Below are 12,218 nucleotides of genomic sequence, written 5' to 3'. Positions count from 1 at the left end.
ACATGCATCCTTCCGTCACGCCCCCGACCGTGCCCGCCCATCCGGCGGTGACCGGGGAGGCCTATGACGTGGCGCGCGTGCGCGCCGACTTTCCGATCCTCGGCCTCAGCGTTTATGGCAAGCCGCTGATCTATCTGGACAATGCAGCGTCCGCGCAGAAGCCGCAGCAGGTGCTGGACCGCATCACGCAGGTCTATGCGTCGGAATATTCCAACGTGCACCGGGGCCTGCATTATCTCGCCAATGCGGCGACCGAGGCCTATGAGGGCGCGCGCGAGAAGGTGCGCGCCTTCCTGAATGCGCCGAGCACGGAAGAGATCATCTTCACCAAGGGGGCGACGGAGGCGATCAACCTCGTGGCCCACACTTTCGGCCGCACGCGCATCGGCGCGGGCGATGAGATCGTGCTCTCCATCATGGAGCATCACGCCAATGTTGTGCCCTGGCACTTCCTGCGCGAGCGGCAGGGCGCGGTGCTGAAATGGGCGCCGGTGGACGACGAGGGCAACTTCCTCCTCGACGAATTCGAGGCCCTGCTCACCGAGCGCACCAAGCTTGTCGCCATCACCCAGATGTCCAACGTGCTCGGCACGGTGGTGCCGGTGAAGGAGGTGGTGCGCCTCGCCCATGCCCGGGGCATTCCGGTGCTGGTGGATGGGTCGCAGGCCAGCGTCCATATGGACGTGGACGTGCAGGACATCGATTGCGATTTCTATGTCATCACCGGCCACAAGCTCTATGGGCCGACGGGCATTGGGGCACTCTACGGCAAGGCGGAGATGCTCGCCGGGCTGCCGCCCTTCAACGGCGGTGGCGAGATGATCCGCGAGGTGTCGCGCGACACCGTCACCTATGGCGCGCCGCCCCATCGCTTTGAGGCGGGCACTCCGCCCATCGTGCAGGCGGCGGGGCTCGGCGCGGCGCTGGATTACATGGCTTCCCTCGGCAAGGCGCGCATCCAGGCCCATGAGGCGGATCTCTTGGCCTATGCGCAGGAGCGCCTGTCGGAAATTTCCGGCCTTAAGGTCTATGGCACGGCGGCGGAGAAGGGGGCGCTCATCTCCTTCTCGCTGGAGAATACCCATGCCCATGACGTCGCGACGGTGATCGACCGCTCCGGCGTGGCGGTGCGCGCCGGCACCCATTGCGCCATGCCGCTGCTGGAGCGCTTCGGTGTCGCCGCCACCTGCCGCGCGTCCTTCGCCCTCTACAACACGCGCGGCGACGTGGATGCGCTGGCCGAGGCCCTGATCAAGGCGCGCAGTTTCTTCGCCTGAGGAAGCCACGCGTCGGCGCGGGGCCGTGGGGGCGCGGTCCCGCGACTCCCTTCTGGTGTCCGCCCATGTGTGCCGGCAAGACCGCCGGATGGCGGTAGGAGACGAGAGACGGATCGGCCACGATCCTCCGGCCGCTCCGCTCTCCTCGGTGAGACCGGGCCATGCCGTCGTCGTTCGACCTGGCGGCGAACGCGCCGGCAGGCCCGGTTTCACCGTTCGTGTCCGCCGGAGACCGCCCGTCCGGGTGTCGCCTCAAGTGGGCGCGTTCAGCCGCGCCAGTGCCAGATCCCGGATGGCCGCCACCTCGTCCTCTGCCATGCCTGCGAGATGGGCCAGCGGCAGCCGCTCGGCGACGGCGAAGCGCACGCGCATGTCGGCATCGCGCATCAGCACGGTGAGCCGCGCGGGCGGCAGCCGTTCGGCCACCGTGACGCGTACCAGAGGGTCCGCATCCGCTGCCATGGTGACGAGATTGGCGAGCGGCACGCGCCGGGCGACTTCGCGCCGGACCTCGATGTCGGGATCATAGAGCGCCATGACGAGCGATTCCGGCGGCGCCCGCCGGGCCGCCACCACCCGCACCCGATAATCCGCATCCCCCAGCATGGCGACCAGCATCCGGCCCTCCAGCCGGTGCGCAACCGCCATGCGCACACGCGGATCGGGATCGTCGCGCATGTCCGTGATGCGGGCGAGCGGCAGGCGGTAGGCCACCATCACCCGCACGTCGGGCTCCGCATCCGACTTCAGCGGCGGCAGCAGGAACAGGCTGGCGTGCTTGGCGGCCAGCAGCCGCACCTCGGAATAGGGATGGGTGAGATAGCGCGCCGCCAGTTCCGGATTGCGGGCGAAGAAGCGGTCGATCCGACGGGTGCGCCGGTCGGCTACGCAGACCTTGCCGAGATCGCAGCGGCCGATGGCCTGGATGTCCTCGTGCGGGCAATCCTCGCAGCGCACGGGGCGTCCCTGCCAGTCCAGCGCCTCGAAGCTTCCCGGCGGATCCTGCGGTGCGGCGGGCTCCGGTGCCGTGTGCTCACCGCTCATGGGAAGGGGGCTCCCATAAAACGGCCCGGCGCTTTCCCGCGGGCGCCGCGATCGGCGGCCGGACGGACAGGGCGGAGCAAGCTCCGCCCCGTGGTTCAGAAGCGCTTGATGTCGATGTCATATTTGCGCAGCGCATAACCCACCTGGCGCGGCGTGAGGTTGAGGAGGCGCGCGGCCTTCGCCTGCACCCAGCCGGAGCGCTCCATGGCCTGGAGCAACTGCTCCTTTTCGCTCTGGCGGGGCGGCACGGCGGGGCAGGCCTCGGTGCCGGGGCAAGTGACCGGCAGGCTGTCGGCCGCCGGCGCCGGGCTCGCCACAGCGGGCGCTGCGGTCGCGAGCGGAGCAGGGGAGAGCGGAGTCAGCGGCGTGGGCGCCGGCGGCACGTGCGGCATCACAGGCTTCGGGGCCGAGCCCTTCCAGAGCATGGCCGAGAGGCACTGGCCGCTGTCGCAGGCGAAGTCATGGGGGGTAATGACGGCATCGTGGGCGAGCGTTGCCGTCCGCCGGATACAGTTCTCCAGCTCGCGCACGTTGCCCGGGAAATAGCAGCGCCGCAGCACGTCGATGGCCGGCGCCGAGAGCATCATGTGGAGCTTGTTTTCCTTGTTGAAGCGGTCGAGGAAGTTCTTCGCGAGCTTGGGAATGTCGCCCGGCCGTTCGCGCAGCGGCGGCAGGATCAGCGGCACCACATGGATGCGGTAGTAGAGATCGGCCCGGAACTCGCCCTTGGAGACCGCCTCTTCCAGATTCTTGTTGGTGGCGCACACGAGCCGCACATCCACCTTCAACGTGCGATTGCCGCCGACCCGCTCGAACTCGCCTTCCTGCAGCACGCGCAGCAGCTTGGCCTGGAAAGCGGGGGTGATCTCGCCGATCTCGTCGAGGAAGAGCGTGCCGCCGTGCGCCAGCTCGAAGCGGCCCTGGCGCATGTTCAGCGCACCGGTGAAGGCGCCCTTCTCATGGCCGAACAGTTCCGATTCCAGCACCGATTCCGGGAGGGCGGCGCAGTTCACCTTCACGAAGGGCTTGCCCTTGCGGGGCGACAGTTCGTGGATGGCACGGGCGAACAGCTCCTTGCCGGTGCCGCTCTCGCCGCGCAGCAGCACGGTGGAGTTTGAGCGGGCGACCACTTGCGCGGTTGCGATCAGGCGCTTCACCAGCGGGCTATCGCCCACGATGCCCATGGCGGATCCGTTGGCGGCCTCGGCCACCTCCGGCTCGGCCCCGGATTTTTCTTCCCGCAGCGCCTTTTCGAGGCGGTGCGTCTGGGCGATCAGCCGGTCGCGGTCGCTCGCCACCAGCTTGTGCAGGCGCACGGTCTGGCCGACGAGATTGGCCACCATGGTGAGGAAGCGCACGTCCTCGTCGAAGCGGAAACGGGCGGTGCCGTCCCAGATGCGGTCGATGGAGAGGGTGCCCATCACATGGTGGTCGGCCTTGATCGGCACGCCGATGAAGGAGACGGTGGCCTCCTCAGGCGGGCCGAACAGATCCTCGTGACCGGCGAAGAGCGGATCGGCGGTCACGTCCTGCACCACCAGCGGCATCTGCGTGGCGACGATCTGGTCGATGGCCTTCTGGGGCACATGCGCGCGGATCTGACCCGCCATCTCCGGCGTCCAGCCGGTGGTGGCCACCATGTCGGGATCGCCCTCGCTGTCGAGGATGCAGATCATGCCATGCCGCATCTGCAGCATGGAGGAGAGCACGTTCACCACATTGGCGAGCGTGACTTCGAGGCGCCGGGGCGCCGTCAGGATCTTCGAAATCTCATAGACCCCGATGAGTGCCACCTCGGGCGAGGTCCCCCGCGACATGGACACAGGCATCCCTCCCGGGCGCGGCAGCGCGCCCCGCGTGGTGATGGATGACGCGGCGATGTCTCCGGCGGTGCTCGACGAAACCCGAGGTACGCGGACCTGGAAGGCGTCGGTCATTGGCATGCTCCCTGCCGCAAAAGCGGCTGCGAGGGATCAGCCTCCTGTCGGTGTTCCCTGAAGCGGCCTCGTGTGCCGGGCCGTCGATTTAATGGAATTGTTATAATGGAAACCGCGGAGACAACGGACGGCTTTGATCTGGATCAAATTCTGAAGGTATCCGTCCCCGAAGCCCTGGCCGCGGGGACGGAGGCAGGGCCGCGCTTATTCCGCAGCTTCCGGAAAACCCGCGCCGGCGGCCTCGAGGGCCACCGCAGCGGAGGCGATGATGGCGCCGACGCGCACCGCCGTCTGGATCTGGGCTTCGCTGAGGCCCGCCTCGCGCAGCACGGCCTCATGGGCATCGATGCAGCGGCCGCATCCGTTCATGGCCGAGACGGCGAGCGACCAGAGTTCGAAGTCCACCTTGTCCACGCCGGGATTGCCGATGACGCTCATGCGGAGCTTCGCCGGCAGGGTCTCATAGGCCTTGTTGGAGGCCAGATGCGTAAATCGATAGTAGACGTTGTTCATGGCCATGATGGAGGCCGCCGCCTTCGCCGCGTCAAGCGCGGCCGGCGAAAGATGGGGGGCCGCCTCTTCCTCCAGTGCCTGCGCGACCGTGCCATTGCGCGTGGTGTAGCCGCAGGCGACCAGCAGCCCGTAGAGCTGCTGTTCGGTCAGGCTGTCCTCCCGTGGCAGGGCGGAGAGGTTGAGCTTCACGTCCTTCGCAAAGGCGGGAAGCTGGGTCTTGAGCGCCTCGATGCTCATCCGCTCAGGCCACCTTCAGCACGTCGCCGCCGACCTCGCGGTTGCAGGGGCACAGTTCGTCCGTCTGCAGGGCGTCGAGCACGCGCAGCGTATCCTTCGGATTGCGGCCGACATTGAGGTTGGTTGCATAGACGTGCTGCACCACATTGTCTGGATCGACGATGAAGGTGTAGCGATAGGCGACGCCATCGGGCGAGCGCACGCCGAGTCCATCCACCAGCGAGCCGTTGGTGTCGGCGAACGACCAGATGGGCAGACGGTTGAGGTCCTTGTGGTCGCGCCGCCAGGCGAGCTTCACGAACTCATTGTCCGTCGAGCCGCCGAGCACCACGGCGTCGCGGTCGGCGAAATCGCCCGCAAGGCGCGCGAATTCCGCGATTTCGGTCGGGCAGACGAAGGTGAAGTCCTTCGGATAGAAGAAAATGATCTTCCACTTACCGGGGAAGCTCGCTTCCGTGACCGTCTCGAAGGCGGACTGCCCGTTCTCCTCATGGAGGTTGAAGCCGGGCTTCACGCCGGTGACCGAGAAGGCGGGAAGGGTGCTGCCGATGCCGAGCATATCTGTCTCCGTGATCGCTCACGCAGGCGGGCCATCGTCGTCGGGCCGCGCCGCTGTCGACGTCTGTCAAGCAAGGCGTATGCCACGGCTGTTGCGTTGCAAAATGCTTCTGATTCCAAACTGCATCTTTGCGACAGCCCTGTTCTGTCGGCTTTCCGACATCGGCCGCACCGCCCCGGCCCGCCCTGACTGTCGGGAACCCGCCGTCCGCCCGCGGCGATGCAAACGGAGCGTGCAGCCGCGGAGTTTTTCGCGCGGGCAGCCGGGTGGTTAACGGCTTTCCACCAACTGGCACGAAAGTCGCTTGAGCCGCAGCGCCTGCGGCGTCCCGCCGGAGCACAATTCGCCCGACCCGCGCTGCGGACCGCCCCGGCTCGCAGATGGTGATGCACGGCCACGAGGCTTGGACAGACATGCGCAGCGAAAACCAGTTCACTCCGCAGCGGCGCGCACCGGTGGCCGTCGTGCTGGGCACGCAGGATGTGGCCTCGGCCGTCGCGCACCGCCTGTTCCATGCCGGCTACGGCGTCGTGCTCTCCCGCGATCCGGCCCAGCCGGTGCTGCGCCGGAGCATGAGCTTCGATGATGCGCTCGTCACCGGCTTCTCCGAGGTGATGGGCCTCTCCGCCCGTCCGGCCCACGCGCTGGTGGAAGTGCTGCGAGGGTTTACGGAACGCAGCGGCGTCATGGTGACTGCGCTGGAACTGGGGGACTTGCTCTGCCTCGGCCTCATCGATCTGCTGGTGGATGCGCGCATGCGCATGCGCGGCCTTAAGGTGGATATCCGGCCTTATGCGCGCCTCTCCATCGGGCTCGGGCCGGGCTTCACAGCCGGGCGCAATGTGGATGTCGCCGTCGAGACGGCCCCCGATGCGATCGGGGTGCTGCGGGAAGGCAGCACGCGGGGGGCGGACGGTATAGCGTCCGAGTTGGGTGGGGTTGGCCGCGAGCGCTTCTCCCGCGCGCCGCTCGCCGGCATCTGGACCACCTCCCGAGCCATCGGCGACCGGGTCGCGCAGGGCGAGGTGATCGGCGCGTGCGGCGACATTCCGGTTTGCGCCTCCCTGGAGGGGCGGCTGCGCGGTCTGGTGCGCAGCGGCGTCGAGGTGCCGGCGGACCTGCGTCTGGCTGAGGTCGATCCGCGGGGGGAGGGGGAGCCGAGCTGGCTGGGCTTCGGGCCGCGCGGCCAGCGTATCGCGGATGCGACACTCGATGCGGTCGCCTCCATGGAGACCTTCCGCCTCGGTCTCGAGGGCGTGGCCCATTGAGAATGGCAGCGGCGAGGAGCGCCGCAAAGAGCCTTGTGCCGGGTCCGCGGGAATGAAAACCTTGGCATGGGTGCCGGCCGGCTTTGAGGTCGGTCCATTGGTCGGCGCCTGATCAGCAGTCGCTTTGTCGCGTACCGAGTGCGGGAGTTCTGACATGTGGTCGCCGGAGAAGATCGCGGCTCTTCTGGCCGAAGACGTGCCCTATGGCGACCTGACCACGGACCTGCTTGGGATCGGCAGCGCGCCGGCACGCATGGTGTTCCGCCTGCGGCAGGCGGGTGTCGTCGCGGGCATTGAGGCGGCGGCGCAGCTCATCCGGGCGGCGGGCGGCGCGGCGGAGCTCCAGAGCGCGACCGGGGCGCGAGTGGAGGCCGGCACGGTGCTGCTGCGGGCGGAAGGCCCCGCTGGCGCGCTGCACCGGGGCTGGAAGGTCTCGCAGACGCTGGTGGAATATCTCTCCGGCATCGCCACTGCCACGGCGGCGCTGGTGGAGGCGGCCCGCGCGGTCAGTCCTCACATCGCCGTCGTCACCACGCGGAAAACCTTTCCGGGCGTGAAGGCGGCGATGATCGAGGCCATCAAGGCCGGCGGTGCGCTGCCCCACCGCCTCGGGCTGTCGGAGACCGTTCTGGTCTTCCCCGAGCATCGCGCCTTCCTGCCCGACACGCTCGCCGCCCTCGCCCGGTTGAAGCGCGAGGCGCCGGAAAAGCGCGTCGTGGTGGAGGTGGATACGCTGGAGGGTGTCGAGGCCATCCTGCCGGCGGCACCCGACATTCTCCAGTGCGAGAAGATGGCACCCGAGGGCATTGCCGAAGTGGTGGCGCTGGTGCGGGCGGCGGGCATTGCCGTGAAGGTGGCGGCGGCCGGCGGCGTCAATGCCGGCAATGCCGCGGCCTATGCAGCCGCGGGCGCCGACATTCTGGTGACGTCGGCGCCGTACTGGGCCAAGCCCGCTGACGTGAAGGTGGTGCTCGAGCCCGCCTGAGGACGGGCAGGGCCTACTTGCCGACGAGAATGCTGGAGGACTTGATGATGGCGACCACGTCGTCGCCCACCTTCAGGTCCAGTTCCCGCACCGCGTCATCGGTGATGTGAGAAACGAGGACATTGCCGTTGCCGATGTCGATGGCCACCTTGCCGGAGATCGGCCCGTGGTCCACCGAGACCACCTTGCCCTTGATCTGATTGCGCGCGCTGATCTTCATCGCTGCCCCCTGTTTGGGGGAAAGATATATTCAGCGGGGAATAGGAGGCAGCCGCCAAAGTGTCGCGCAGCCGGCCGGTGCCGTCCTCATCAAGCGCTGGCGGGTTTGCGGCCGATGATGGCGAAGCGCAGGCGCGAGGAGACGAAGTCGATCACCGCCACGGTGATCAGGATCATGATGATGATCACGCACACCTGGCTCATTTCCAGTGTGCGGATCAGCTCCGTGAGATAGCCGCCGATGCCGCCCGCGCCGACGATGCCGATGATGGTGGCCGAGCGGGTGTTGGATTCGAAGAAATAGAGGATCTGGCTGGCGATCACCGGCAGGATCTGTGGCACCAGCGCGAAGCGCACGCGGTGGAGCCCGCTGCCGCCCGAGGCGAGCACGCCCTCCACCGGCTTGCGGTCCGCCGCCTCGATGGCCTCCGAGAACAGCTTGCCGAAGGCGCCGAAGTCCGCACAGGCGATGGCGAGCGCACCGGCGAACGGGCCGAGACCGACGACATTGATCCACATGAGCGCCCAGATGAGCGTGTCCACAGAGCGCGACACGTCGAAGACCCGGCGCAGCGAGAAGTGGACGAAGATGTTCGGCACCACGTTCTTCGCCGCGAGGAAAGCCACCGGGAAGGCGACGAGGGCGGCGGTGAGGGTGCCCAGGAAGGCGATGGCCAGCGTCTCGCCCAGCGCCTTCATGAAGGCCGGCAGGCGACCGTGCGCATCGGGTGGGAACAGCAGCGAGAAGAAGAGGCCGAGGCGGCTAAACCCCTGCCAGATGCGCTGGGGCGAGAAGTCCAGCGCCCAGAGCGCGAAGAGCGCCATGCCGACGATGATGCCGATGAAGGCTGCCGTCTTAAGCCTCCGCGCGGGATGGGCCCGGAAGGCGTCCGGATAGCGCGCGCGCATGGCCGCGACATCGGTTTCAAGCACCGGGCGCGGCGCGGTGGGGGAGGTGGCGGTCACTGGCGCTGATCCTGAAAGAGCAGGCGGTGGCGGATGCGCTCGGTGCCAAGGTCGATGAGGATCACCGTGGCGATGATCATCAGCAGGATGGCGCTCACGTCCGTGTAATAGAAATTGCGGATGGCGGTCAGGAATTCCTGGCCGATGCCGCCGGCACCCACGAAGCCCAGCACGCCTGCGCCGCGCACGTTGATCTCGAAGCGCAGCAGGCCGTAGGAGGCGAAGTTCGAGAGCACCTGCGGCACCACGCCGAAGCGCACCCGCTGCACCCATGTGGCGCCCGTGGCGGTGAGGCCCTCCACGGGCTTCATGTCGATATTCTCCACCACCTCGGCGAACAGCTTGCCCAGCGCGCCGGCGGTGTGGATGGAAATGGCCAGCACGCCCGGCACGGGGCCGAGGCCGAAGGCGAAGACGAAGATCAGCGCGAACACCACGTCCGGGACGGTGCGGCAGAATTCGAGGAAGCGGCGGGTGAGGAAGATCACCGCCTTGTTGCGCACGAGGTTCGCGGAGGCGAGGAAGCACAGCACGAAGCCGCCGATGGCGCCGAACAGTGTGCCGAGATAGGCCATCAGGATGGTCTCGCCCAGAAGGCGCGCCCAGTTCTTCAGGTCCCAATACCAGGCGACGATATCGGCGCGGGGCGTCTCGGCGGAAATGGGCGGGATGGTCTTGGCGAGATAATCGGTGAAGTGCGCGATGTCCTTCAGCGCCCCCGGCTTCACCTCGGCGAACCATGCGGCGAGGAGGGCGAGCGCGGCCACCACCACGGCAACCAGAAGACTGCGCAGGCGGTTCTTGGCCGTCGCGGCATCATAGGCCGCCGCGAGGGCATGGGCCTGGGCCGGCGGCAGGCTGGGGACGGTGGCGGACATGGGCATGCCTGACGGATCGGTCGGTCTCGATACGAAAACGGCGGGGACCTGCGGCCCCCGCCGTGATCAGCGAACGATCAGGAGCGCTTCCGCTGATCGTCGTTGTACTTCACCATGCCGATGATGCCGTCATAGTCCTTGGCCGAGATCGGCGCGAACTCGATGTCCTTGCCGCCGGAGAGCTTGTCGAAGGCGGCCTTGTCCTTCTTCGGGGCGTCGAGGAAGGCCTGCTTGATCTTGGCCTTCAGGTCGGCGGGCAGGGAATCGAGCACCGCGAACGGACCCTCGGGCAGGAAGTCCGACTTGAAGACGATGCGGAAGTCCTTTTCCGTCAGCGGCTTGCCGTCGGCGGTCTTGAGCAGGCCGCGGTTCATCAGGCGGATCAGGTAATTGTCGGTCTCGGAGTTCCAGGCGTTGGCGGCGGCGTCCGCCGTGCCCTGGGCCACCGCCAGCACCGCATTGTCGTGGCTGCCGGCATAGACCGACTTGCCGAAGAACGAGTCCACCGAGGCGCCTTCCTTGTTCAGGAAGTAGCGGGGAGCCTGGTTGCCCGAGGTGGAGTTGGGATCGACGAGGGCGATGGTCTTGCCCTTGAGATCCTTCAGCTCCTTGTACGGGCTGTCGGCGCGCACCCAGATCACCGAATAATAGCCGGTGAGGCCGGTGTTGTGGCGCTGCACCACCAGCGGGTCAATCTTCACGCCGGTGATCACGGCGCGGGCGTAGGAGGCCGGACCGTAGAAGGCGATCTGGGCGCTGCCGGTACGCTGGGCCTCGATGACGGCCGCATAGTCATTGGCGATGCGCAGCTTCACCGGCACGCCGATCTCCTTGGAGAGATATTCGGCGAAGGGGGTGTAGATGTCGGTGGTGGCGGAGGCGTTCTCGGCCGGGATCACCGCAAAGGTGAGCTCGGGATACTGCTTCTTCCACTCCTGCGCGCCGGCGGCGCCGGCGGTGAGGGTGAGCGCGGCGGCGGCCGCGATCAGGCTGCGACGGGTGATCATGGTCATCTCCTTGAGCAAAGGCATGAGCAGGCAGAACCGCGCGCGGCCGGAGCCGGAAGGCCGCGACGCACGGGCGGAGAAGCTTGCGGGTACGCACGCGCCCGGCCATGCGGCCGGACCGGATCAGTGGTGCGAGGGCGCGGCCGTGGCCGGCAGGGCCGCAGGGGCATGGGCCCCGGAGGCGGCGGGAATCTCAAGATCCATGACCTCGCCGGCCTCGAGGCCGTAGAGGTCGTGGGCGACAGCCGGCGTAAGCTGCGAGGGCACGCCGTCGAACACCACCTTGCCACCCGCCATGCCCACCAGCCGGTCGCAATAGGTGCGCGCCAGCTCAAGGGAGTGCAGGTTGCACAGGACGGTGATGCCGAAATGCTTGTTGATGCGCAGCAGCGCGTCCATCACCACCTTGGTGTTGCGCGGGTCCAGCGAGGCGATGGGCTCGTCCGCCAGGATGAGGCGCGGCGCCTGCACCATGGCGCGGGCGATGGCCACGCGCTGCTGCTGGCCCCCGGAGAGGCTGTCGGCGCGCTGGGCGGCCAGATTGGCGATGTCGAACTGTTCAAGGGCGGAGAGCGCCATGGCCTTGTCGTCGGCGCTCCAGCTCTTGGTGAGCGCGCGCCATGCCGGCATTTCCGCGAGGCGGCCCATCAGTACGTTGGTGAGCACGTCCAGGCGCCCGACCAGATTGAATTGCTGGAAGATCATGGCGGCGCGGGCCCGCCAGAGGCGCAGGTCCTGACCGCGCAGGCCGGTCACGTCGCGCCCCTCGAAGAGGATGCGGCCGCCCGTCGGGTCCTGCAGGCGGTTGATCATGCGCAGCAGCGTCGACTTGCCTGCTCCGGACCGGCCGATGACGCCGATGAAGGCGCCCTGGCCGATTTCCAGATTCACGTCTGACACCGCCGTCTTGGAGCCGAACTGGCATGTCAGGCCGTCGATCACGAGCATGGAGCCGCTCCGATGAGGATAGTGACCTCCCCATTAGCGGCGGCGCGCAACAATCATGTGACGGTCACGACCCCTTGCAGCCTCTTGGGTCGGCTCAGCATGTGCGGAGGGAAAGGCGTGTCGTGTGGCGGGTGTGTGTCACAGACGGGCAGCGCATCGGGCGGCTGAAAAGGAAGCGGCGCCGGAGAGGAACGGCTCTCCGGCGCCGCGGGGTCTGGTCCCATCCGCGTGTTCTGAATCTTTTTCGCGGCCCGCTGCCTTCGGTGCCTGCGCCCCGGGCGCGTCATCTTCGTGGTGCGGACACGAAGGCGCATTCATCCGGAACGAAGACGCTCTGGTTCTCCGTTCGGCAACGGAACAAGGGCGACCTCCCGAGGCAA

General features: G+C 67.6%; 12 protein-coding genes. 3 read left to right on the top strand and 9 right to left on the bottom strand.

The window, feature by feature from the left end; genetic code table 11:
- Positions 1 to 2 precede the first annotated feature (2 nt).
- Entirely contained in the window at positions 3 to 1,277 is a 1,275-nt protein-coding gene (locus tag DFO45_RS17470) for a cysteine desulfurase (protein WP_133866009.1), read from the top strand.
- Positions 1,278 to 1,529: 252 nt separating this feature from the next.
- Here DFO45_RS17470 and DFO45_RS17465 read toward each other — a convergent pair whose 3' ends face one another.
- The 4 genes from DFO45_RS17465 to DFO45_RS17450 form a co-directional block, all read right to left on the bottom strand.
- Positions 1,530 to 2,321 (bottom strand): 4Fe4S-binding leucine-rich repeat protein, encoded by a 792-nt coding sequence (locus DFO45_RS17465; RefSeq protein ID WP_133865878.1) that lies wholly within the window; start codon positions 2,319 to 2,321, stop codon positions 1,530 to 1,532.
- Between the two features lie 95 nt (positions 2,322 to 2,416).
- Positions 2,417 to 4,138, bottom strand: coding sequence for a nif-specific transcriptional activator NifA (gene nifA / locus DFO45_RS17460; RefSeq protein ID WP_245518159.1), 1,722 nt, complete (start codon positions 4,136 to 4,138; stop codon positions 2,417 to 2,419).
- A 324-nt stretch (positions 4,139 to 4,462) separates the two neighbouring features.
- The gene (locus DFO45_RS17455) at positions 4,463 to 5,008 is read right to left on the bottom strand and encodes a carboxymuconolactone decarboxylase family protein (protein ID WP_133865876.1); all 546 of its coding nucleotides are present in this window, start codon (positions 5,006 to 5,008) and stop codon (positions 4,463 to 4,465) included.
- 4 nt (positions 5,009 to 5,012) lie between these two features.
- On the bottom strand, positions 5,013 to 5,567 hold the full coding sequence (locus DFO45_RS17450) for a peroxiredoxin (RefSeq protein ID WP_012169582.1): 555 nt from the start codon (positions 5,565 to 5,567) through the stop codon (positions 5,013 to 5,015).
- A 413-nt stretch (positions 5,568 to 5,980) separates the two neighbouring features.
- Here DFO45_RS17450 and DFO45_RS17445 point away from each other — a divergent pair, with 413 nt between their 5' ends.
- Both DFO45_RS17445 and modD read left to right on the top strand, forming a co-directional pair.
- A complete protein-coding gene (locus tag DFO45_RS17445; protein WP_043880038.1) occupies positions 5,981 to 6,835 on the top strand; it encodes a hypothetical protein in 855 nt (284 codons plus the stop codon).
- Positions 6,836 to 6,989: 154 nt separating this feature from the next.
- Positions 6,990 to 7,820 (top strand): ModD protein, encoded by an 831-nt coding sequence (gene modD / locus DFO45_RS17440; RefSeq protein WP_133865875.1) that lies wholly within the window; start codon positions 6,990 to 6,992, stop codon positions 7,818 to 7,820.
- A gap of 13 nt (positions 7,821 to 7,833) precedes the next feature.
- Here the strand turns inward: modD and DFO45_RS17435 are convergent, their stop codons facing one another.
- From DFO45_RS17435 to phnC, 5 genes are all read right to left on the bottom strand, one after another.
- The gene (locus DFO45_RS17435) at positions 7,834 to 8,040 is read right to left on the bottom strand and encodes a TOBE domain-containing protein (protein ID WP_133865874.1); all 207 of its coding nucleotides are present in this window, start codon (positions 8,038 to 8,040) and stop codon (positions 7,834 to 7,836) included.
- Positions 8,041 to 8,129: 89 nt separating this feature from the next.
- Positions 8,130 to 8,948: a phosphonate ABC transporter, permease protein PhnE gene (phnE, locus tag DFO45_RS17430; RefSeq protein ID WP_133866008.1), complete on the bottom strand. Its 819-nt coding sequence runs from the start codon at positions 8,946 to 8,948 to the stop codon at positions 8,130 to 8,132.
- A gap of 53 nt (positions 8,949 to 9,001) precedes the next feature.
- On the bottom strand, positions 9,002 to 9,883 hold the full coding sequence (phnE, locus tag DFO45_RS17425) for a phosphonate ABC transporter, permease protein PhnE (RefSeq protein ID WP_133865873.1): 882 nt from the start codon (positions 9,881 to 9,883) through the stop codon (positions 9,002 to 9,004).
- 77 nt (positions 9,884 to 9,960) lie between these two features.
- Positions 9,961 to 10,890: a phosphonate ABC transporter substrate-binding protein gene (phnD, locus tag DFO45_RS17420; protein ID WP_133865872.1), complete on the bottom strand. Its 930-nt coding sequence runs from the start codon at positions 10,888 to 10,890 to the stop codon at positions 9,961 to 9,963.
- Between the two features lie 123 nt (positions 10,891 to 11,013).
- Positions 11,014 to 11,838: a phosphonate ABC transporter ATP-binding protein gene (gene phnC, locus DFO45_RS17415; protein WP_012169589.1), complete on the bottom strand. Its 825-nt coding sequence runs from the start codon at positions 11,836 to 11,838 to the stop codon at positions 11,014 to 11,016.
- Positions 11,839 to 12,218: the final 380 nt, after the last annotated feature.

The sequence above is a fragment of the Azorhizobium sp. AG788 genome, assembly GCF_004364705.1.
GTDB lineage: Bacteria > Pseudomonadota > Alphaproteobacteria > Rhizobiales > Xanthobacteraceae > Azorhizobium > Azorhizobium caulinodans.
The sequence above is the reverse complement of the archived record's forward strand: the minus strand, read 5'-3'. Positions and strand labels throughout refer to the sequence as shown.

Bases quoted from the DNA above. Each gene is read 5' to 3' on its own strand.
- nifA (WP_245518159.1), bottom strand. From the start codon at position 4,138: ATGTCGCGGGGGACCTCGCCCGAGGTGGCACTCATCGGGGTCTATGAG.
- phnC (WP_012169589.1), bottom strand. From the start codon at position 11,838: ATGCTCGTGATCGACGGCCTGACATGCCAGTTCGGCTCCAAGACGGCG.
- phnD (WP_133865872.1), bottom strand. From the start codon at position 10,890: ATGATCACCCGTCGCAGCCTGATCGCGGCCGCCGCCGCGCTCACCCTC.
- DFO45_RS17450 (WP_012169582.1), bottom strand. From the start codon at position 5,567: ATGCTCGGCATCGGCAGCACCCTTCCCGCCTTCTCGGTCACCGGCGTG.
- DFO45_RS17465 (WP_133865878.1), bottom strand. From the start codon at position 2,321: ATGAGCGGTGAGCACACGGCACCGGAGCCCGCCGCACCGCAGGATCCG.
- DFO45_RS17435 (WP_133865874.1), bottom strand. From the start codon at position 8,040: ATGAAGATCAGCGCGCGCAATCAGATCAAGGGCAAGGTGGTCTCGGTG.
- phnE (WP_133866008.1), bottom strand. From the start codon at position 8,948: ATGCGCGCGCGCTATCCGGACGCCTTCCGGGCCCATCCCGCGCGGAGG.
- modD (WP_133865875.1), top strand. From the start codon at position 6,990: ATGTGGTCGCCGGAGAAGATCGCGGCTCTTCTGGCCGAAGACGTGCCC.
- DFO45_RS17455 (WP_133865876.1), bottom strand. From the start codon at position 5,008: ATGAGCATCGAGGCGCTCAAGACCCAGCTTCCCGCCTTTGCGAAGGAC.
- phnE (WP_133865873.1), bottom strand. From the start codon at position 9,883: ATGTCCGCCACCGTCCCCAGCCTGCCGCCGGCCCAGGCCCATGCCCTC.
- DFO45_RS17470 (WP_133866009.1), top strand. From the start codon at position 3: ATGCATCCTTCCGTCACGCCCCCGACCGTGCCCGCCCATCCGGCGGTG.
- DFO45_RS17445 (WP_043880038.1), top strand. From the start codon at position 5,981: ATGCGCAGCGAAAACCAGTTCACTCCGCAGCGGCGCGCACCGGTGGCC.